Consider the following 22,363-nt stretch of genomic DNA (forward strand, 5'->3'; position numbering starts at 1 on the left):
ACGTTGATATATCAGCGTTTTATTTTTTTGTTCTGGTGTAATTTAGGGCCTTTTTACATATATATTGTGTGGAAGGTGTGTGAATTTTGTGCGGTAAAGTTCGTGATAGTTTTAATGTTTTTGCGGATTTCTGGCGCATTTCTTTATTCTGTTGAATATAGTATTTTAGAATAACTGCTTCAGTATCATCTAGCACTATACATAGTAGTAACTTTTTAGGGTAAGCCACTTTCACTTAATGTAGTTGCCATAGGTGCACGCAAGCCATGTGGAGTTATAGCAGGCTTTAGATGATTGTCTTTAATTATCTTTAAAACAGTGAAAAATACAATTAGATACTTAAATTCCAAATCAAATGAAGTTTTTATTATTACGTCTTTTCGATAGGCATTAAAGGCCGTTGTTAAGGCGCTTTTGATTATATTAAAGTGTGAATATAAGTGAGAAAATACTGAAAAACCAATTATGTAAAATTACTTTCTAAAAATAGCTATTAGTTGACGCATTATCAGGTATAATTAAACTCATCTTAAAGATAATGAGGATAGAGGAATTGAATTTTTTAGGTAAAACAGCGATTTTAGGGTTATCAGTTACATGTTTAGGGGCTTTTAGTGGTACTCAAACAGCACAGGCTTCAACAAAGGTACAGTACAAGAACTTGAAAGCTACTCAATACACGGTAGTTAAGGGTTCTAAAGGTTATTTGTACAAGGATGCCACTTTAAAGCACAAGCTACATAGCGTCAAAAATTATTCAAAAGTAAAATTTGTGGTGTCTAAAGAAGCTATTATGAGAAAAGCCAACGGTAAAAAGGCTGTATATTATCGTGTTAAGAGTGGCAAGGTTACAGGCTGGATATGGAACGGATATTTAGCTAAGGTATCTGTTAAAAAACCTACAAGGACGCAGAATACAGTTCAGCAGCAACAAATTACTAATTTACAACAACAAGTCAATGATTTAAAAAATCAATTAACAAGCCATTTTACAACGAGTAATTCAACTAGTACATCATCAGATAATTCTGCATTACAAGGTCAAATCAATACATTACAAGATCAGTTGAAAAATTTACAAAATAGGACAAGCGTAAGTAATAGTGGCAATGATTCAAATAAGGATGCACTCAGCAATCCGTGGAGTGGCACATCAGGTAATTATTATGTATTCTCAACTAGTCCTAGTTTTTCAATTTATAAAGATAACCAAGTGGCTAATGATTTAGCAAATAATAAAGGAATTGATCTTTCAAGGGTGGCAACAAACTATAAAGTGACAGATTATACTATTAAATTGTATGCGGACAATCGAATTAATAATATGTATCCATGCGAGTATAACGGTACTAAAGGCTACGTTTCTGCTAGTGATGTGACATTAATTAATGTAGATGATGCAACGCCACAAGCGTTTCAAATAGGATATGCAAGTTTAGGCGGTATAACCTATCAGTCTAATGTGGCACCAACGGATTCTAAATTAGGTGCAAGTATTAGTTCTGATGGTGCAGATTGGCAACAATATAATCACGATGGTTATACAGATTACGAGCTGCAAGATGGTAAATGGGTTAAAGAGGGAACTAAAGCGTGGGGCAGTACGGGCATAAGCTGGGAAGACAATTAATTGAAAAAGCTGTAGGGTAGCTAAATGCTACTCTTTTTTGATTTAATTCGTATTCAGAAACTTAGAGTTATTTTAAGCGTTCTCGTATGAGGACTTTTTTTAATCTCTCACAAAGTGTAAATGTTATTGCATAATTACTGAGTAAATTCGATTGTTGCAACGATTTACTAATTTATACTAATCCTGATAAACCTTATTTTTTCTGGGTAGAGTCATCGGGGGGGCGCAATAGTAGTGATTATTGTTTCGTATAATTGAGTAGGATGCTGATATGTCGGCATTCTGTTTTTTATTTGGTGTAAAAATGCAATAAAAAGTTTTGGATTACGTTTTATAATAAACATAAAACTAAGTAAGCCGTTAAGTTTGCCAAAGGAGAATGTTTCATGAAAAAAGTCCACATTCCAGTTGCCTACTACCAAGCACCTGACAAGCGATTGCAAGCCACTCAGGATAAATTGTTCGCAACCTTGAAGCAGTATTTCGAAGCTGGAGATAATTTTACCAAAGTCAGCGTCAGCGCCCTTTGCCGAACAGCCAAGTTGGCCCGCCAAACCTACTACCAACACTGCGACAGCATCAGTGAAATTATCGAGGTCGCAGTTGCTCAAGTACTCAATCAGTCGCTTCAAAAAGCGGATCAGGCTGCTGATCCTGATGAAGCAGGCGCCCAACTCATAGTTGATTTGTTGTTAGCTAACCGCCCGCTGATGGAGATGGTGCGCTGGGCTCGCGCAGAGGAGGAAATCAGCGCCTATCTTAGCCGCGACATCAGTCGAGTCACTACCATTGAGGGAAGTAATGCGCCTTTGAAGGGCGTGATGATTGACCTATTGGCACGGATCTATATTGGCTTTGCTGATGTGTTGAGTACACATCCTGAGCTAAGTCGCAGTCAGTGGATTGACATCTATCAGAAAATGCTACCTGTACCAGCTAAAATTTTTGCCGATTTGTAATTCAAATTATTGAAAACTGACATATTGGTATCATCTGACAATGAACAAGGCTATTTTTTTGCATTCACCATATCATACAATAGTGTCAATCAATGAGGGAGCCACCAAAGTAAGGCTGACCGTGTTGGTTGTTATATATAAAAATATAGAAATGGTTTACACGGACAGGAATTTGATGATATGGGTAAATTAACTGGGAAAGTAGGTATTATCACAGGTGGCGTTCAAGGTATGGGGGCTGCAGATGCAAAGCTTTTTATTGATGAAGGTGCCAAAGTTGTAATCACTACTGATCATAAAGTAACCGAGGGTCAAAAATTAGCTGATGAACTTGGCGACAACGCAATCTTCGTTCAGCACGATGTCAGCAGTGAGGACGATTGGGAAAAGGTCATTAAAACGACACTTGATCATTTTGGTCGACTCGATATCTTAGTGAACAATGCTGGTATTGATAACTTCAAGAACATGTTTGATGTTACTGCCGATGAGTATTTAAAGATCGTTAAAGTCAATCAGTTGGGGACGTTCTTGGGAATGAAGTACGCAGCTGCTGAAATGAAAGAACACGGCGGTAGTATTATCAATATTTCCTCAATGGCCGGCTTAGTTGGTGCTCTTCCGGTCTACACGGATACTAAATTTGCGGTTCGTGGGATGACAAAGGCTGCTGCGGTTGAGCTCGGCCATTACAACATCCGCGTTAATTCCGTTCACCCTGGCGCCGTTAGAACACCAATGCTTGACGATCCTAAAGTTGCTAAAGTCCTTAAAGAAGGCATTGCTAAAACGCCTTTACAGCGGGTTGCTGAACCAGAAGAAGTTGCCAATATGGTGCTGTTCCTAGCATCTGATGATTCAAGATTCTCAACGGGATCTGAATTCGTGCTTGATGGCGGGGCAACTGCTCAATAAAGAGCCGTTTAAAATGATTTTATAGAATGCTTCGAAAGCACAGTCACATTCTCTTGTGGCTGTGTTTTCGATATTCGGATAGTGTTAAATACGAAAGGTTAAATAGTGTTTCAGTACTTTATGGAGTTATACAATTAGGTAGTTTCATAATATGATCTAACTGTTCAAAGAAAGACTATTTCGGGAGATTTGGTTATTGATTTAATTTTGGTTAGCATTGTGTTGTGTATCTATTAAAACTTTAGTCATAAAATACCCCCAGAGTTATTTTCAACTCTGAGGGTATTTGTCAAACAATATAAAGCTTTTGATAACACTGGTTAACCTTAGTCTTCAATACTCAAAAATTTCTCCAAGTCATTGCGATCAGTATGCAGCTGGTTCAGTTTCTTATCTTGAGGATAGCCGATGGCGACTCCCATCATCAGTACTTCATCCTCAGGGATAGTGAATGCATCTCGTATTTCTTTTGGATAGCGAATCAACTCATACGCCGTCATGGCAGCCAGACCGTGTTCATAAGCTGATAAGGTTAAGCCGTAGCCAAAAGCGCCAGCATCATAGGTAGAATAGGCGGACGAACTCTTTGGAATCGTGATGTAGACGATGGCTGGTGCGTTAAAGAGTTTGGCATTGAAATTACTGTAATCCTGATTGCCGTCGTCGCCGAGGAATTGATCGTTTTTAGCCGTTGTTTGTTTCATATTATTCTTTGCGTAGTCCGACCAATCTTTCGGCGGGATAACCTCTGGAGAGCCCTTAACATGATTGGTAGCTGAGTTGAAATGAGTTTCCCGAATGTTTTTTACTGTCTGCCCAATTGCTAAATAGGCTTTCCACGGTTGAGAATTTCCCCAAGATGGCGCCAAGCCAGCTTCTTTCACGATGTCTTTAAGTACGTCGAGAGCCACGACTTTATCTTCAAATGCGCGGACAGCGTGACGTTTAACTAATGCACTGTTATTATTCATTATTTTCCCTCCAAATTAGTAATTTCCGACGAAAGTTAACTAAATAAAATTTCTTTCACATGCTTTATCTAGATGATACAGTTGATATATGAACTCGACAATACTGTACTTTTTGTCAGTAGTAGGGAGGCTATATTTTAATGAAAAAGCGAGAAATTTATAACCGTCAGACTGGCTGTTCAGTGGAAAACACTGTGCAGTTTATTTCAGGAAAGTGGAAATCGGTGATCATGTATCACCTGCTCAACAATTCGACCCAACGATTTGGTCAGCTTAACGCTAAAATTCCTAGCTGTACGCCGCGTATGCTGGCACGCCAGTTAAATGAATTAGAGCAAGATGGACTTGTAGAAAAACATGTTTACGAAACCGTTCCGATGGTCACCGATTATTCTGCAACGACATTTGGTCAATCGCTCGTACCCGTTATTACGGCGATGTCGGAATGGGGAGATAAATACAATGCGTTAGCGAAGGCGCATGCAAAATAGGATGGCGCTTTTATGTTTATATATATTTTCTGTGCTACAAAACCACCGTTAAAGTACTTTTTAACCGAAAAGTATACTAAACTTCAGTTATCTCGAATCTTTTCGGTTAGCAGGAGACGGCACGTTCAAGTCAAATTCTTTTGATTGTTTCATTACTTTACAGGAAGATAATAAGCCAAATGCTTCATGGAACGTTAAAGTTTTTCGTTCTGTAGAAGATCAGAATCGGGATGAGAAAAGTCCGTGATTGACTTAGAAATCGTCAAGCCTTCATAAATCACGGTCAATTTCCTATCGGTGAAATTGACAAAGATAATCAAGTTTTCCAATTTAGCCAAAAATAATTTATGCTTAAAAAGAGTGCAATTTAATTATTTATCAATAGTGATAAATTAAAGATATTAAATAATGGAGGCTTCTTTTTGAACTCAAACTTAAAATTCCATCATATTGGCCGCCCGGTGCCCTTAACACAAATCAAGGATAATCCGGCAACAAAATATAGTCCGCTTTGGGATATGTATTCGCTGGATGAAGTTAATCCGCTCACGATTCCAGTAGAGTTACATGCTTTTGGTCCAAAATGTACGTTGGATGCTCATATTCAAACTGAACCACACGTTGCCTTCACCACTGACGATATTGAATCCGCGTTGAAAAACGAAACGATCATTATGCCACTTTACCAACCCTTTGCTGGTTATCAATGTGCCATGATCCTGGTCAATGGTCAGCCAATCGAACGCATTGAAACGACCCTTAGCGAATCTGAAATTTGGGGGGATGGTATTTTTAAGGATAGTATCCTTTACCCAGACCACAATAAGGCTTAAGGTAAACAAATTCTGATACATAAAACGCCTCCTAGTACTGTACTAGGGAGGCGTTTTATGTGTCAGAATCGTATTCAGAAATTAGTGAATCTATTCAAAGCTGCTTTCATCCAAGTCGCCAAACTGCGGCTTCCATGGGGTGATGGTCATTGAGGTCACCAAATCATGGATATAGTAGGGATCCTGCTTGATAACGGTCATCAAAGTATCGCGGTCGGCAACGTGGAAAATCAGAATTGCCTGGCGCTTATGGTCACCCTGACTGGGACCGGAGACTACTAGATTGCCAATTTTAATTTGTTCCTTGAGATATTTGACGTGGGCTAGGACGTACTTGGTCCAGCCAACCATATTATCATGGGTGTAAGTCACCACAAAGTATTGTTTTTTGGTCACTATTTTTCATCCTTTTTAAAAGTTTGGGTGTCAACTGATTGATAAAATGCGGCTAACGCATCAGAGACGGCCTGTGGCTGTTCCATCGGCATCATGTGGGTACCAGGGTCCAAGGTGACTAACTTGGAATTTGGATAGGCGTTGGCCATCTGCTGCATGATGGCCGGAATCGCAGAAGCATCCTGTTTACCGCCTAAAGCTAATACTGGCACTTTGATGTTCGGTGCGGTTTCCGTTGCGTCGCCTGCGGCCATTGCACGCCAAGCTGCGGCCCAGTTGGCCACGCTCATATGACGGACGCACTCGCGGCCATAGCGGACTTCCCAAGGATTACGGGCAATGGTTTCAGGTGTGAACCAGCGAATCAAGGATACGGCAACTTGTGCTTCCATACCCTCTTTTTCGGCAGCATCAGCACGGGCAGCCAGCACTGGGAAACCTTTAAGACCAGTGGCAACCAGAGCTAATGAACGTACGTCTTCAGGATAGTCGGTAACCAAAGCTTGTGCAATGGCACCACCGTATGAAGCACCATAAATATCTGCTTTTTTGATACCCAGTTTACTCAAGAGATTGTGCAAATCGTCGGCCAACTGATCCAGACTCGTCGTCACTGGTGCATTACGGGCACGGCCATGACCACGGATATCATACGCGATGACCCGGGCGCCGGTTTTGGCCAGTTGCGGGTAAACTTCACGCCAAGTACGGTGATCCAGTGCCAGGCAGTGAATCAAGACGATAGGGAAGCCGTCACCGTGGTTGTCCCAGACCATCGTTTCATGGTCGCCGACGTTTACCAATTCTTCAGTGACGTTTGGCCGTAAGCGTTGCTGTTCACTTTGCAGGTAAGGTGCAATTACCCGAGCGGCGTTAACAGCACGGGGATTGCCGGCATAAATGCTGGCTAAATTGATCACATCTTGAATTTCATCGTCCGTTGCGCCGGCTTGCTGAGCAGCTTTGACGTAAACTTGAAGTTGGCCGTCCATATCGCCCATGCCAATCAGCATTGCCAGGGTGTTCATTGCCCACTGACGGTCGCCGATGATGGCGTTGTCGTTCAGTTCTTTACCGGTGTTAGTGATTGCTCGGCTGAGTTGGGGTGTCAAACGTGCTAGTTCTGATACTTTTTTATTAACAATTGTTGTGTCGTCTGTCATATTTTAGGTCTCCTTTTATCTATGGATATATATTGTCCAAGGAATTAAAGCTATTTTACAACTTGCTTCGAGAAAGTCAACTGTTTGAAAAGAATTTGGTGAATTACAATAAATCAGCTTTTCCGGTTTGACGGTGCTATTTGCACCTAGGCAAGACTAGTTTTAAAGTAGGTTTACAGATTATTTTGACTGGCTGACAGGCCGCAGGAGGTGTGAACAGTAACTGTATTGTTGTAAAAGTATATAAATCTTTGCAAAGTGGTGATTCTATATGATTATGTATTCTTATAAGCCTGGTAATTAATCTAATAAGATTAAAAGTTAAGCGTTAAATTCTCCGCTTTAGTTGATAGCTTATATGTAGTGATTTATATGAATTTCATTAAAAGGCTTTTTGGGATAAATCCTTTCTGTATAATATGAGGGACACCACACCCTGGTGATTAAATTCAATAAGGCGGAATAACTGATGTTACTCACCTACAAAATAGAAATTAAGCCGACTGAAAAGCAGGCTTGGCAGATTGATTCCCACATCAGTGGTAGTCGTTGGGCTTATAACCTGTTTTTGGATATCAATCGGCAGCGTTATGAATGCGGTTATCACTATATGGGCGCCTATGAGTTCAGCAAGTGGTTTAACTATGAATATCTTGAAGCTAATCCTGATGACACGTGGATCAAGGATTTATATGCCAAATCGGTCAAACAGGCCTTTATTGATGCGGATACTGCCATGAAACGGTTCTTTAAGAAATTGGGCGGTTTCCCGCATTGGCGTTCCTTCAAACGCGGTCAGGGTAGTTACTACTTTGTTAAGAACAGCAAAGCACAAATTATTCCTTGTCAGCGCCACCGAATCAAGTTACCCAAGCTAGGCTGGGTACGTTTGAAAGAATTTGGTTATATCCCCACCGATGCCGAGCATTTTGTGATTAAACAAGGTCGGATTAAATTTAAGGCTGGTCGGTATTACCTGACCTGTTTAGTGGAACAGGCCGAGCTGCCAAAGTCAGAACTGACCGGTGAGCCCGTCGGCATTGACCTTGGTCTTAAAGAGTTTGCCATTCTAAATGATGGCACGTTGTATCATAATCAGAATAAAAGCAGTCGGGTAAGAAGCATCAGAAAACGCCTGCGAAGGCTGCAAAGGAAAATGTCCCGCCAGTATCAAGCACTGAAAGCTAGAAGACAGAAAGAAGGAAAGTCTGCTACTGATTTAAATCTAGCCAAAACTCAGCGGAAGGTGCAACGCTTGTATCAACAATTAACTAACATTCAGTCTGATTATCAAAATAAGATTATTGCCACTGTGGTGAGAACCAAGCCACAATGGGTAGCCTTAGAAGACCTGAATGTTAAAGGTATGATGAAAAACCGGTATTTAGCTAAAGCCATTAGTCACCAGGGATTCTATAATTTTAGAAACAAATTAGCTACTAAATGCCAGCAATTTGACATTCCGGTGCACCTAACTGGCCGGTTTGAACCAACTTCTAAGTTATGCCATCAATGTGGCCATAAAAAAGTTGATTTAAAACTCAAGGATCGGGTTTATGAATGCTCAAACTGCAACTATACCAAGGATCGTGATATAAATGCGGCCCTGAATATCAGGGATACTGAAAACTTTGAATTAGCTTATTAGCATAGGCTTCAAAGTATGTACCGGTGGCTAGCCGGGAATTAACGCTTGTGGACTATCATATCAACTGTATTAGCGAGCTTCTTGCGAAGCAGGATAGGGAGAAGCAAGAATAATCTATAACTTTTTATAAGTTATCAGTAGCAGGGATAGTATGAAATTTAAAGTTGGGGTGGAGCAAGGAATCTACGTCGTGGTGATCTTGGCACGGCAAAAGGATCATCAGCCACTGAAGAGTAAACTGCTGAGCCAAATTTTACAGGTATCTGATTCTTATTTGCATAAAATTACCCGTCAGCTGGCGGTGGCCGGCATCGTCGCTACTGACGCCAGCAAAACCGGTGGTATCACCTTGGCACGGCCGACGAGTGAAATTTCGCTGCTGGATATTTTTACCGCCATTGAAGGTGACGAGTCGTTTGCTTCGTGGAATAACCTGCGCAATCAGGTACTTCGACTTGACCAGGCAGCGTTTGACCAAAAATTTGACCAGGTTAAACTGCAGTTTGAACGCGCGGAAACTAAATATAAGGAAACGCTGGCGCAATTATCCATCGCGGATCTGCTTAGTGACGAGACTTCTACATACGTAGACTGGCAAGCACTTACTGATAAGTAACGCAGCCATCAAAAAAACGGGCTACTCAGTTGAAGTAGCTCGTTTTTGATGGTTATATGGTATTTAGTGTTGATGAGAAATCATTAGTACTATTTTTTGCCATTAGTTTAATTGCCGAAAGATAGGTCAAAAATGTTTTTGGAGTTGTAAGCGCCATCTGGGAGTCCAGTAGAACGGTATTTATCTTGAAGCTGTTGTAATTGGGTGGCGTAGCTATTGTCGGTGTCTCTTAACGCATCGTCTTTTTTCTGTAAAGCATCATATTGAGCCTGATAGCCTACAAAATCACCGTTTATAGCTGCGACGGCTTGTTTATAATCAGCATCATCTTGAACGGCACGCTCCAGGTCTTCTTTATAATCATTTAGTTGAGAAAGGCCATGCTGGTATTTTCATAATTTGGATTTTTCTTTTTTAATGCATCTAAAGCATCTTGTTCTTCTTTTATCCATTGTGTGTAGATGTCGCTCTTACTATCATCAGCCGATGATCTTGATGTAAATTCATTAATATTGTTTGACATTTGATTTATTTCTGAATACAGGGAGTTTTCCTTTTTGGAGTTTTGATTATATTGACTAACTAATGTTAGTGCTGAAGCATAGTCCTTATCATACTGCTCCTGTAGCTTTTTCTGATCTTGTAATCTCTGTTGTTCTTGTTTTTGTACTTCTGGATCAACAGCCGGTTTTTCAACCTTGGTGTTGTTAATATCCGCAACGAGAGTTTTAAAAATTTCATCCTTAGTGTTGGTTGATTTTGTATATGGCCCATCTTCCCAGTCAGTATCCATTTCAAGATGATATTTGTTATAAAGTTTTCCGGCTAATGTCCAAAAATAGTCAGCTTCACTTGGATCATTGTAGGAGTCTTCATCAGAATCCGTATTTCTATGATCTTGTGATTGATGAAATTTATCTTTATAAGCGGCTACCTTAGATTTATCCAGTGTGTTAATTTCTTTAGGATACTCATCATTTTTTTGAGCACGCGCTTTTTCAGTTTGTAAGTTAGTTAAGTGATAAGCCAATGATTGGTAGTCATTACTCGTAGTGTCATGAGACTTTGCTGAAAGTGCTTTGATTTTTTGCTGGTAGTCATTAATTTGTGAGTCGAGTTTTGCATAGTAGTCTGCGGAATGTACGGTAGCATTAAGAATTTGATAGATGGTAGATGTTTGATTACTTTGGTTTGAAGCCTGCTGACTCAGTTCCAATGCTTTAGCTTTATATTGATCAGCTAACGCTAAATCGGCTTTTTCAGTTGCACTTGTCGCTGATGTTGCCGAAGTAGCTGGCGTACTTGCAGTTGCACTGCTTGTGGTAGTTGACTGCGCTGGTTTAGTTGAATTAGTGCTTGAATTAGCGGATGAAGCATTAGAAGCTGTGCGAACTGCGGTTGAACTAGTCACAGCTGATGAATCTGTATTCTTTGAGCTGGCGGGCTTTGTAGCTGAAATTTTTAAATACGCTGTCGTTGTTTTGTATCCCTTTTTAGAGATGGTTAAACGATATTTCCAACTATTATGGAGCTTATGCTTTAACTTTAAACTGAATTTACCCTTGTTAGTTGCTTTTCCGTAGGCGTAGGTGGTGTGATTATGACTCAATCTGATGGTAGCTGATTTTGTTGCAGTTCCCTTTACAAACGTACTTTTGCTGGTTAATTTGGCAGGTTTGACACTTGTTTTTCTAATACTGGCCTGTGCAAGTCCTCCCATTAACATAAAACTAGTAGCGGTGGCGATAGTGACAACAGATTTATTCATAATTTCTCCCTAATAAAATATGTAGTATTAATAATATAACCTGACTTGCCTTAATTAGCTAGAAGATTTTGTAGATAGGGGTAATAAAACTGATTAAGTAACTTTTTGATGCGTCTTCTTAGCTATATGCGACGAGGAGTTGACTGGATAAAATTTATTATAATAACTAAAATTATATTAATTATAAGGTGTATTTATATACTAGTTCATGATTAAAAATAAATTATTGGAATTTTTCGAAAAATGTTAAGAATGATTTTTAAGAAATGATAATACTGATAAAATTTCGTAATCATAATTACCGTGCAGATTATTAGTATCTTCTTGGCTAAGATAGTGTTCAAATTAGAGCCATTCTTTCAGGGAAATCAAGAAAGTAGAAAGCTGTTACTTGGGTAATGATAAAGATAGTGAGGGCGACAGCTATTGAGATACTACAACTACTATCAGGTTCTATAATTTGAACAAAAAACTGATTTATAATCTTTTTGCTTTTTATACTTGATATGTTTGGGGCTAAATTACTTTACGACTATTGTGGCGAATTAACCATTAAGTTTATTTTTTAGAAAATATATGTAAACGGAGAGGTCTGTCAATATAGTTTTTTAATAATTGGTATACATTTTACTGAAGTGAAAAAAGCTGACGTTTAAAATCCTCGAAAATAAAGAATGTTGATTTATAAGTGTTTTATTTAAGACAAAACTAATATATCAATTAAATATGCAAAACAATACTTTTAAAAAGCAAATTGGTATGGTAGACTCCTTTTTAGATAAAGCGCTTTATCTAAAAAGAAATGTTAAGGCTCTAGTTTTGTAAAAGAATTGGAGGTTCATGATGGTTTTTATTCGACCAATTGTAGCGATACTCATTATTTTTGCAATTTGTTGGCTCTTTAGCTTTGATAGAAAAACAGTGCCTAAATATCTAAAAAAAGTAGGTTTTTTATTTATTTTAGAGTTACTAGTCTGTTTTGTTCTGCTTCATACTACGTTTGGAACTATAATTCTCAAAACCATTGCGGCGGGTTTTGTTCAGCTTATGAAATACGCCGCTGTGGGAATTGAGTTTGTGTTTAAAGAACCAGTAGCTAAATCTGGAACTTTGCAGGCCTTTCTTTTCCAAGGCTTGTTGCCAATGGTCTTTATTTGTTCTTTGATTGGAATTCTAAAATATTTTGGAATTTTACAGTTTATCATTAGAATTTTCGGATTATTGTTTAATAAATTATTACATTTAGGCGAAGTTGAGTCGTATACCGCAGTAAGCTCGTTGATATTAGGAATGACTCCCGTTTATGTTTCTTTAAAGGATATTTTATATAAACTCGATAAAAGAACGATGTACACGATTGGGGCTATGACGTTATCTACTGTTGATTTAACCGTTATTGGCGCGTACATGAAAATGGTCCCACCTAAATTTGTCATTATTGGGATTTTCCTTAATATGATAGGGGTCTTTATTATAACGACCTTAATTAATCCGTATACGCCCGGTGAGTTTGATCTTAAAGTTAAACAAACGGACGAAGAAAAAAAGGGCTTTTTTGACACTTTACTGGAGTATACACAAGATGGTTTCAATGTTGTTTTAAGTATTATTCCAATGCTCCTAGCATTCATTTCTTTAATTGCCTTGTTGAACGGTATTTCAAGTTGGTTAACGGGAAACTCATTACAAAATTGGTTGGGAATTGCGATTTCTCCGTTAGCTTATCTTATGGGGGTCGATTGGGCAGATGCTACAAAAGTTGGTGGCATTATGATGACTAAGTTGCTGACGAATGAATTCGTAGCAATGACTGATTTAACTAAAATTAGTTCAACGATTAGTACAAAATCATTAGGAATCATCTCTGTCTTTTTGATTTCGTTTTCTAATTTTGCTTCTGTTGGGATGATTGTAGCTGTTGTTTCCACTTTAAATAAAGAAATGGCTTCTGTCCTAAGTAATAATCTCTTAAAACTATTATTAGGTTCATTTTTGGTTAGTTGTTTGTCTGCAACCGTAGTTGGAATCTTTATTTGATTCTATAAGGAGAATAAATCATGGATAAAGATAAAAATGAAGTTCTGATCAGTGATTTTTTCACGGATGAGTATCGAACATGGTATAGGATTACAAATCCAGCTGCACTACATGACAAAGCACCTATTATTGTGTTGCATGGTGGCCCTGGTGCAGGCCATGACTATATGCTGCCTTATACAGATTTAACAGTTACGGGAAGATCGGTTATCCATTATGATCAGGTTGGTTGTGGTAGATCATCTCACTTAGTGCATAAGCCGAAGTCTTTTTGGCAAGTGCAACCATTCGTTGAACAGTTGGAGCTGCTGATTAAGCACCTTAAAATTGATCAAATTGTTCTGTTAGGCCATTCATGGGGAGGCATATTAGCAACTGAGTATGCTATTAAACATGACGATCAAATTGAAAAACTGATTTTATCTTCTTGTCCATCAGCTATGAAACGATGGGAAGCAACGGGTAAGCGATTAATCAATGAACTCCCGGAAAAATACATTCAAGCTTTTAAACTATTAAGTGACGGAGCGAGCGTTGATAGACAGCTCCTCGATGAGGCGATTGATCTATATACTTTGAAATTTTGTGAAAATATACCGGAAGCTGAAAAGCCGGATTATTTAAAACATTCAGCTCAGGAAATGAATAATGATGGGACGACTTATGATTATATGTGGGGTCGTGCTGAACCGATTGTGAATTCAGGAAATCTGGCTAATTGGGATGCCGAAGATCGGCTCCACAATATTACGACGCCGACTTTAGTTATTGCCGGAGAGCACGATGAAGCTGGAATTGAAGCAACTAAAAACTTTTCAAAAATTACTGGCTTTGTTAAAGAAATTAGATATCCAGGTGGTGCTCATATTTATCACATTACAAATCACAACGAAGTTATAGCTGATGTTTCATCATTTATAAATGGTTCTAATTAGATTTATATTTGGTATAATTATCGCAACTAAGATAGAAGCCAAGGTGCGATACTGATGAAAATTTCAATGAAAGATATAGCTCGTATGGCAGGGGTATCAATGACTACCGTTTCTCTGGTCTTAAACGATCGGGAATCCAGAATTTCTAAGGAAAAAAAGCAAGAGATTAAGCAGTTAGCTAAAAAGTATCATTATGTGCCGAATGTTTCTGCAGTTTCCTTGGCAAAAAGTGTTTCTAATACAATTGCATTAATTGTTCCTAATATAACGAATCCCTTTTTTGCTTCGTTGATTAATGTCATTACTAATAAATTGGTTGAAAAAGGATATTTCACACTTATTTTAAATTCTAATGACGACCATGAATTGGAAGATAAATTGGTTAATATGGCAATTAATAAGGGAATTGATGGTCTATTGTTGGTGCCTTCAAATGATTTGTATCGACAAGGTGAAAGCGTTACCAATTCATTTTTATCGGAAATTAATGTCCCATTTGTCTTGGTTAATGCCAATTGTAATTTAGCGGTTAATCAAGTTAATTTTGACAATGTGCTTGGAGGCTATTTGGCTACACAGTATTTGCTTCAAAAAGGGAATAGGAATATAGCAATCATTACTGGAGATCCTGGTTATGTTAATGCTGATGGCCGATTAGCCGGTTATGTAAAAGCTTTAAAAGAATACGGCTTGCCATACAACCCGCATCTTGTTTTTCACGGACAGTATGATATTAAAAGTGGTATAAAAGTAGTCCAAAAAATTCAACAGGACGCTAATATTACGGCCATATTTTCTACCAGTGATTTGATGCTTTATGGCGCAATTGAGTTCTTTAATGAGCAACACAAAAAAATTACGGACTATTATTCAATCATCGGTTATGATAATACAATCTTTAATGAGATATTTCAGCCTACCATTACTTCTATTGAACAAGATATAGTCGAACTTGGAAATCAAGCAGTGACCCGCTTGTTGAATGCTATGCAAGATAATTCGATAATGAGAAGAACGCTGCCAATAAGATTGGTTGAACGAGAATCTGCGCAGCGTAAAATATTGGCCGATGAATAATCGAGCTGTTAAATAACCAATTCTCAATAAAGGTAAACAAAAGTTCTCAGAAACGAATAGTCGATTTCTGAGAACTTTTTGTATATATTTAAATATAAATTTTTAGAATCCTAATTGGTAGAGAGTTTAAAATACAGTTTACAAGCATTAGCCTATTAGTCTAATCGTTACTTGGTTAGTAGCTTCAAAATTAAGGTGTTTTAACGTCCCCGCGTAAATGAAGTCTTGATCCCGCCAAATTTCAGGGAGTGGCCGCTTTTACTGAGCGTTATTTTGTTTGAGTAGGAGCCGCCCGACTTCCAATATTGCTTGTAAGTATAGGTGTGTTTTCCAAGATATTTGTACTGCACTTTCTTTACTTTGCTAGCGGATGCTCCGGAATGCCGCGGGAGTACGTAAACGTGCTTGCTACTGATCGATAAGGTGTTAGATTTGGTGTGCCAGTAGCCGCGTAAAGCTTTTGGCATGCCGGTGTGCCACTTTGACGAGGCAGCTGCCGGGTGACTTGAAGTTGAAACAACACCGCCAACTAGTGCGGTACTTAAGGTTAATACAGCAATAATCCGTTTATCCATAGTGCACCTCCTAATGATTTGCTATAATTTTACACCTCTAGTCTTATAAGTAAACAAAATGTTAATCCGGCGACCAGTTTTAGCTGAAAAGCGGCTTTAAACGTTCAGCGGTCATGCTAAACTAAAGCTGGCATCAAAATCTCAGTTGGGGTGGTCATTTTAAATGAAAAAAAGACTAACGATTGCTGCCAAACGGCCGGCAATTTGGCAAGACACGAATATTATCTATGCTCGGGTACCTGACCAAGGAGGGCACACAACGTTACCGTTACATTTGTCGGTTCTTCGCCCCTTTGAAAGCCAGTCTCAACCATTACCAGTCATTTTTTGGTTTTGCGGCGGCGGGTGGATAACCGTTGATTATAATGGTCGCCTGCCTAATCTAGTCGATTTTGTGCGTGCTGGTTATGCCGTGGTGAGCGTTGAATATCGTAACAGTGATCAAGCACATTGGCCGGCACAGCTAGAAGATGCCAAAGCGGCAATTCGGTATATTAAGGCCCACGCTGCGCGGTATGGAATTGACCCTCACCGAGTGGCGGTAATGGGTGAGTCGGCCGGTGGGCACTTAGCCAGCATGGTTGCCTTAACCAACGGCATGAAGACATACGAAACGGGGCAATACTTATATCAAAATAGTGACGTCAAAGTGGCAATTCCCTGGTGTGGTATTGTCAGTCCACTGACGGCCAAGCAGCGTTCTAATACGGATGATTTGGATTATATTTACGGTAAATTATTGAATGGTGAACCCGAAACGCATCCCGATTTAGTCGCCCAAGCCAATCCGCGTTGCTTTATCAAGGGGCAGGACGTTTCCTTCCTGCTGCTGCACGGGACGGCTGACGATGTGGCACCACTGCAAGATGACGAAGAGTTTTATGATGATCTGGTTGCTCATCAGATGACAGCTGACCTGTATGAACTGGCAGGAGCCGGGCATTTAGACGATGCTTTCCTGCAGCCTGAAGTCATCAAGATCATGCTTAGATTTTTAAAGGATCATTTGGATTAAATTTAAAACTAAAAGCACCGTAAAAGGACTCACACCGTTTTAGTTAAGACGATGCGAGCCCCTTTTGGACTTGAATGGCATTTTGCTAGTGAGTTGCGACACTGATGATGATTGCCACGCAGAACCACAGAATGGTACCAGCAATGATCAATGCCACAATCGAGGCAAAACAACTACTTATGCAGCTTCCAAGACAGTCCATGCCTTCTAAAAATTTTTCCACGATAAATACCTCATGTAAGGTTATTTTACCGCTTATTCAAGCTGATTCCCATGAATAGTTCTGACTATTCATCCCCGGGACGGCGCTTGTTTCTGAAACCCAGCCAAGCTAGAATACCGAGAAAGATGACCCCAATTTGAGCCCAAATGGTAGCTGACTCGTTGGTTTGAGGCAGGCTTTGCTGAGTATCCGACTTGGTGGGAACCGGCTGCTTTGCTTGTGCGGTAGTGAGAGCTTGACCCGCTTTTATTGAAGAAACAGTGATCGGACCGTCTTGCTTGATTTGAGGGGGAGTTAGTGGCCCTTGTTTAACCTGAGGATTACTTACCGGTCCACGTTTAGGCTGCTTTACCGGTGTGATTGGCGGTTCAATTTGTGGCGGCTGGTTTGCTGGTCCGCCAGTGCCAGGTTTATTTTGAGGCGGTTCCGTACTTGGCGTTGTTCCCGGAACGTTGCCAACCGGAGGTGTTTCTGTAGAGCTTCCGCCTGGATTAGGCGTTGGTACAGTACCGCCGGGGGTGCTTCCGCCAGGGTTAGGCGTGCCGCTGCCATCATTAACGTAAGTAATAATGGTGTCGGCTGTAAGATCGATTGGTACTGGCGGCAGGTAGCCTTCAGCCGCGACTGCGAGATTCTTCAGTGTCAAAGTGCTGCCGTCCGGCCCTTGCGGCAATTTGCCAGATACGTATGGTATTACCGGCGCTTTTGGATCAGTGACGGCCAAAATACCAGCCGGATTTGCGGGATCGTTTGGATACTGGATTGGGTTGATGGTTGATTCAGTCATGATCCAATGGCCCAATTGCTGATAAACCGCTTGTTCAGACACGTTTTGACTATCTGACGTTAAGCCGGTTACCGCCGGAATCAGTGGCCGACTGGTAAAGTAGCCGCTTACCACCGGACTGGTTACCAGATCAAAGGTCGTATCATTGTTGACCGCTGACCACGTTGAACTTGGGGTTACCGCACCAGTCACCAGATCAACCGTGGCATCGCGGGTAAAGCTGACTTGATCTCGATGCTGCTGTGCAACTGGGTCGCCTGAGAGATTAACGTAATTGATCGTCTCCGTAACGGTCCTTCTTAGAGCAGTCACGTCATCGGAACCGGCTGGCCACTTGGGTCCCGGTTGACCAGGGTTAATGCTTTCGCCGGGTTTACCCGGTTTTTCGGGCGTAATGGTTGCAGTGGCATGGGTGAAGGTGACGATGAAGTCTTGGACATTGCCGTCAATCGAATCGAAGACCATCCCGTTGCTTGGATAGCCATCATTTTGCAGCAGATAGCCCTGATTGATCAGTTCAGCGATACGGTCGGCAGTTTGATAGGAACTCGTTTCACCCGATTTACCAGCGAGGATGATTGGCGTTCCAATAATAAGCGGTGCATCGGGAACCTGAATATCCTGATAAATCACTCTGGCTTGCTGCGGGTTGCCAATGTAATTGATGAGTGTTGGCTGACCGAGATTTTGCGGCACTGGCGGAATGAAGCCTTGGGTGATATCAGTTGGGTTCTTTGGCTGCAATACCTCGCCATCCGGGCCAGTTGGTGTCATGCCGGGAACGTAGGGGATCACCGGTGAAGCCGGATCATTTAACGGAAGAAGACTGCTGGCATTATCTGGATCGTTTGGGTAATCAACGGCTGGTATCTCAGAATCATTCGGTACCCACTGACTGAGTTTAAGGTAGGTCACCGATACCGCGACGTCCTCTGAAGTATGAGTTAAGCCAGCTATCTCCGGAACTTGTGAAGCGGTCGTGTAGTAACCCATGATCACTGGGTTCTTCACGGCGGCAAAGGTGGTATCAGCGCTGCCGTCAGGATTGGTAGAGGTCAGCGTCCAACGATTTGAAGGCGTGATGGTACCCGTTACGAGATCAACGGTGGCATAACTGCTGAAGCTGATTTGATCAGAGTGGGTTGGGGCAATCATATTGCCATTTTCATTTAAATACGTAATGGTCCGGTTAACGGTTTGGGTTAAGTTAGCGACATAATCAGTACCCGCCGGCCATTTCACACTGCCCGGGTTAGCGGGATCCACTGGTTCACCTGGTTTTCCGGGAGCTTGTGGGGTAATGACCGCGGTCCCACGGGTGAAATCAACGGTATATACCTGCGTTGTATTGGTATCGCTGTCGAAAATCAGCCCGCTTGTTGGATAGGTGCTGGAGATAAACTTGTAGCCCTTATTTTCGTAGCTGGCAATGGTTGCTGCCGGCGAGTAAGGACTGACACTGTCGGACGGCCCCGTAAGCGAGATGACGCTTAAGGATTGCGGCTGGCTTGCGTCAGTAATATCTCGGTAATGAACTTCGGCTGACTGCGATTGCGCTTGGTAAATGATCTGGGTGTCCTGCAGCGGATCCACGGGTTGCGGTGCCAGGTAGCCGGTTACTGGATTTGCGGGATCTCTTAGGGTCAGCGGCGTGTTGCCCGTAACTGCTACGTATCCAGGCAGATAAGGCAGCGTGACAGCAGTAACGTCAACTTTAGTGCTATCGGTTAAGGCGTTAGGATAAGGGATCGGTGCTGGTACTTGCGGATTGCCGGTCAGGCGATAACTACCAACCGGGTCGTAGTAAACGGCCACTCCAGCATTTAACGTGATTGGATCGAATTGGGCTGCCGGTACGATTCGATTAGCTGTGACGTAACCGCTGATAACGGGGTTATTGCTTGCCGCGAACTGGTTGTCGGCGGTCCAGTTACTATAGGTGATGTTGGACATTGTGCCGTTAGCGTAAGTCCCCGTACCAGTCCGACTGACGTTAAGGGTCTGGACGAAACTGTCTGCTAATTCTTGATCTTGGGGATCGACGTAGCTGACCGTACGTGTGGCAACGGCTTTTTGCGGCGCAACGACGGCGCCTGGTGTGTCACCAAAATTGTTGGTTTCAACAATCACTACCGTGTCGTCATCATTAAAAAGGTGACCATCCACGGACCAGTTACCATTCGCGTTGACCGTGGTCGTGACGGTTTTTGAACCATCTGGGGTCTGAACAGTAATATTGTCGCCGACCATTGTGCCGGTACCGTTTATGACGTCATTGCGATTCTCAACGGTGGGCGTTAGCTGCAGGGTAGTGAACTGATAAACGTTAGTTAAATAGTTACTCATTGAACGCGGTGAGCCGTCAGTCGTTGAAGAATCGACAAAGGGTTCATCGTTGTACGAATACATCGCGTCATAAGACAAATTAACTGCAAAGCCGGTGATATCTTCGAACTTAAAATCGGGGTTGGAGGCTGAATTAACAGCCTCTTCTAGGTTCTGCGATACCGTATCTTTTCGAGGAAGTGGTAAGGGGACCTCAATATCAAAATGGCCATTGCTCGGATGTGTTAAACTATTTGGCACATAATTAATCCCGGTAACGTTGCGCGATGTTAAGATCAAAGAATTCAACGTATTGTTATCAATTTGTTCAGTCATTCCGTCTTTTAGTACAGCATAAATTCGAATTTGTAGGGATAAGGGTGACGTATTTGGGGCATACTGCACACTTTGTAACGGTATTGAAGCCGTAATCACTGAATTCCTAGTTAAAGTCAACTGGCCATTGATCAGGCGAGTGTTAGTGGCGGTAATGTTATAAGTGGGGTTAAAGCCATTGTTATTCGCAATCGTCTGCTGCATTGAGGCGATTTCCGCGTCAGTTGCATTTTCAGTTTTTAATACGAAAACGTGCTGACCATCTGACGTGGTAATTGGCGTAGTACTTTCCTCGAGTAATACTGAGTTGTAGTTAGCGGAATTTTTGCCGCCTAAATTAGTGATATCAATTGCCTTGGGATTTACTACGTAGGGCGGGTTTGAAACTGCGGCCGCTTTGGGGATTGGCGTTACCGGTGCTGGAGTAGTCGTTGGCCTTTCAGTCGCCGTCGGGGTTACTGATGGTGAACTGACAGCCACAGCAGGCGTGCTCGGCTTGACTGCGTTTGTGACGTTAGTGTTAGTTGGTGAAGCAACACGGGATGAAGTTGCAGCAACAGAGTTTGTATTGGCATCAGGTGCGGCTTCAGAACGTGGAGCCGTCTGATCCGTTGTTGCAGCAGTTTTCGGTTGAGAAGACTTCGCTGGTACATTCTGGTTCGAGGCTGCTGATATTTCGGCAGTCGAAGCGGTCGTAGTTGTCGTAGATGAAGCTTTCGGCTGGGAGGCTGTAGTTGGTGCTTCAGTTTGATCTACTGCCGTTGAAACAGTCTCTGCATTGGTGTCAGCGAAAGCTTGCACGGTTACCATTGTTAATCCTAAAGTACTGGCGGTGATGCCAGCAACTAGCCATTTAGTTCCTGCTTTATATAATTTAAACCAGACCTTCCTATCGATTATATTGCGCTGCATTTGACCATGCCGACGCGTTGTTTTTTGATTCATAATCACTCATCTCTTTTTCTTAAGGCCACTATCAAACAGACATACAAGGTGGGGCGTCAACGTTGATACCCAATTGGTAGTGCAATAATAGAAGGAAAGCTGACGATTATCAATTAATTTCACTTGATTTTATCAAGGAAGAGATAGTTTTGCCATTGTGTAACGTCTTGTTGCATATAGGTCATACTGCAAAATATAAAGCAGATTTCCGTTTTCGTTACACCGTGTTTCATATTCGTTGGTATGTTCAAATAACGAAAATGTAGGCACTAAAAAAAGACGTACTATTATTAAATAGCACGTCTTATTCATAGCCTCGTTAAACTTTTTTCTACTTCCTATGGCTCTCTCTCTTGGGACTGCTCTTCGTCCCCAGAACAGAGTATACCACTTTTTCCGGGCAAAATTCGGATATGCCTAAGAATATTTGACAAATCAAAAGTTCTTCTTAAATTAATTGATAAAATATGACATGATTATTCTTGCCAGCACTTAATTAAATACCATTATTTTTGAAGAGAAACGACGTATAAATGTACAGAAGCCTATAACTAAGCTATTATCGAGAAGCTTAGTTTTTCAAGTTGTCACTGATATCGGCATGGACTATTTTTATCCGCTTACATGACTGCTAAACGCTAGTTAGGGTATAAATTGGTTTTTGTTTGGTAATTGTAAACAATAAGATGTTAAACATAAACTATACCAATATTAACGA

At 41.1% G+C, this 22,363-nt stretch carries 17 protein-coding genes; 11 read left to right on the plus strand and 6 right to left on the minus strand.

Going from position 1 to position 22,363, the window contains the following annotated elements:
* Positions 1–553: 553 nt before the first annotated feature.
* The 3 genes from CES81_RS08485 to CES81_RS08495 all read left to right on the plus strand — a co-directional run bounded on the left by CES81_RS08485 (position 554) and on the right by CES81_RS08495 (position 3,504).
* Positions 554–1,630, plus strand: a complete 1,077-nt coding sequence (locus CES81_RS08485) for a hypothetical protein (protein ID WP_089121404.1) — start codon at positions 554–556, stop codon at positions 1,628–1,630.
* A gap of 386 nt (positions 1,631–2,016) precedes the next feature.
* Positions 2,017–2,589 (plus strand): TetR/AcrR family transcriptional regulator, encoded by a 573-nt coding sequence (locus CES81_RS08490; protein ID WP_089121405.1) that lies wholly within the window; start codon positions 2,017–2,019, stop codon positions 2,587–2,589.
* 180 nt (positions 2,590–2,769) lie between these two features.
* Complete coding sequence (locus CES81_RS08495) at positions 2,770–3,504, plus strand: glucose 1-dehydrogenase (RefSeq protein WP_089121406.1); 735 nt, start codon at positions 2,770–2,772, stop codon at positions 3,502–3,504.
* A 326-nt stretch (positions 3,505–3,830) separates the two neighbouring features.
* Here CES81_RS08495 and CES81_RS08500 read toward each other — a convergent pair whose 3' ends face one another.
* A complete protein-coding gene (locus CES81_RS08500) occupies positions 3,831–4,475 on the minus strand; it encodes a nitroreductase (protein ID WP_089121407.1) in 645 nt (214 codons plus the stop codon).
* A 140-nt stretch (positions 4,476–4,615) separates the two neighbouring features.
* Between CES81_RS08500 and CES81_RS08505 the strand changes: the two genes are divergently transcribed.
* Positions 4,616–4,966, plus strand: coding sequence for a winged helix-turn-helix transcriptional regulator (locus CES81_RS08505; protein WP_089121408.1), 351 nt, complete (start codon positions 4,616–4,618; stop codon positions 4,964–4,966).
* A 422-nt stretch (positions 4,967–5,388) separates the two neighbouring features.
* Positions 5,389–5,799, plus strand: a complete 411-nt coding sequence (locus CES81_RS08510) for a hypothetical protein (RefSeq protein ID WP_089121409.1) — start codon at positions 5,389–5,391, stop codon at positions 5,797–5,799.
* A gap of 90 nt (positions 5,800–5,889) precedes the next feature.
* Here CES81_RS08510 and CES81_RS08515 read toward each other — a convergent pair whose 3' ends face one another.
* Positions 5,890–6,195: a YciI family protein gene (locus tag CES81_RS08515; protein ID WP_089121410.1), complete on the minus strand. Its 306-nt coding sequence runs from the start codon at positions 6,193–6,195 to the stop codon at positions 5,890–5,892.
* Positions 6,195–7,358, minus strand: coding sequence for an alpha/beta hydrolase (locus CES81_RS08520; protein WP_089121411.1), 1,164 nt, complete (start codon positions 7,356–7,358; stop codon positions 6,195–6,197). The genes CES81_RS08515 and CES81_RS08520 overlap by 1 nt, the downstream gene beginning before the upstream one ends.
* Positions 7,359–7,827: 469 nt before the next feature.
* On the opposite strand from CES81_RS08520, the gene CES81_RS08525 reads away from it, so the two are divergent.
* Positions 7,828–9,006: an RNA-guided endonuclease InsQ/TnpB family protein gene (locus CES81_RS08525; RefSeq protein ID WP_225356371.1), complete on the plus strand. Its 1,179-nt coding sequence runs from the start codon at positions 7,828–7,830 to the stop codon at positions 9,004–9,006.
* A gap of 151 nt (positions 9,007–9,157) precedes the next feature.
* Entirely contained in the window at positions 9,158–9,622 is a 465-nt protein-coding gene (locus CES81_RS08530) for an RrF2 family transcriptional regulator (RefSeq protein ID WP_089121413.1), read from the plus strand.
* 364 nt (positions 9,623–9,986) lie between these two features.
* Here CES81_RS08530 and CES81_RS08535 read toward each other — a convergent pair whose 3' ends face one another.
* Positions 9,987–11,390 (minus strand): hypothetical protein, encoded by a 1,404-nt coding sequence (locus CES81_RS08535; protein ID WP_089121414.1) that lies wholly within the window; start codon positions 11,388–11,390, stop codon positions 9,987–9,989.
* 843 nt (positions 11,391–12,233) lie between these two features.
* Between CES81_RS08535 and CES81_RS08540 the strand changes: the two genes are divergently transcribed.
* From CES81_RS08540 to CES81_RS08550, 3 genes are read left to right on the plus strand one after another with little or no spacing between them, the layout of a single operon-like run.
* Positions 12,234–13,427, plus strand: a complete 1,194-nt coding sequence (locus CES81_RS08540; protein WP_180949764.1) for a NupC/NupG family nucleoside CNT transporter — start codon at positions 12,234–12,236, stop codon at positions 13,425–13,427.
* A gap of 20 nt (positions 13,428–13,447) precedes the next feature.
* Positions 13,448–14,362 carry a proline iminopeptidase-family hydrolase gene (locus CES81_RS08545; RefSeq protein ID WP_089121416.1) on the plus strand — a complete coding sequence of 305 codons (915 nt, stop codon included), beginning with the start codon at positions 13,448–13,450 and terminating at the stop codon, positions 14,360–14,362.
* A 54-nt stretch (positions 14,363–14,416) separates the two neighbouring features.
* Positions 14,417–15,439, plus strand: coding sequence for a LacI family DNA-binding transcriptional regulator (locus tag CES81_RS08550; protein ID WP_089121417.1), 1,023 nt, complete (start codon positions 14,417–14,419; stop codon positions 15,437–15,439).
* A 200-nt stretch (positions 15,440–15,639) separates the two neighbouring features.
* On the opposite strand, the gene CES81_RS08555 is transcribed toward CES81_RS08550, so the two are convergent.
* Positions 15,640–16,014, minus strand: a complete 375-nt coding sequence (locus CES81_RS08555; protein WP_089121418.1) for a hypothetical protein — start codon at positions 16,012–16,014, stop codon at positions 15,640–15,642.
* Between the two features lie 163 nt (positions 16,015–16,177).
* Between CES81_RS08555 and CES81_RS08560 the strand changes: the two genes are divergently transcribed.
* Positions 16,178–17,029: an alpha/beta hydrolase gene (locus CES81_RS08560; protein WP_089121419.1), complete on the plus strand. Its 852-nt coding sequence runs from the start codon at positions 16,178–16,180 to the stop codon at positions 17,027–17,029.
* A gap of 287 nt (positions 17,030–17,316) precedes the next feature.
* Here CES81_RS08560 and CES81_RS08565 read toward each other — a convergent pair whose 3' ends face one another.
* Positions 17,317–21,645, minus strand: a complete 4,329-nt coding sequence (locus CES81_RS08565; protein ID WP_089121420.1) for a mucin-binding protein — start codon at positions 21,643–21,645, stop codon at positions 17,317–17,319.
* Positions 21,646–22,363 lie beyond the last annotated feature (718 nt).

The organism is Secundilactobacillus pentosiphilus, assembly GCF_002217985.1.
In the GTDB taxonomy this organism is placed as follows: domain Bacteria; phylum Bacillota; class Bacilli; order Lactobacillales; family Lactobacillaceae; genus Secundilactobacillus; species Secundilactobacillus pentosiphilus.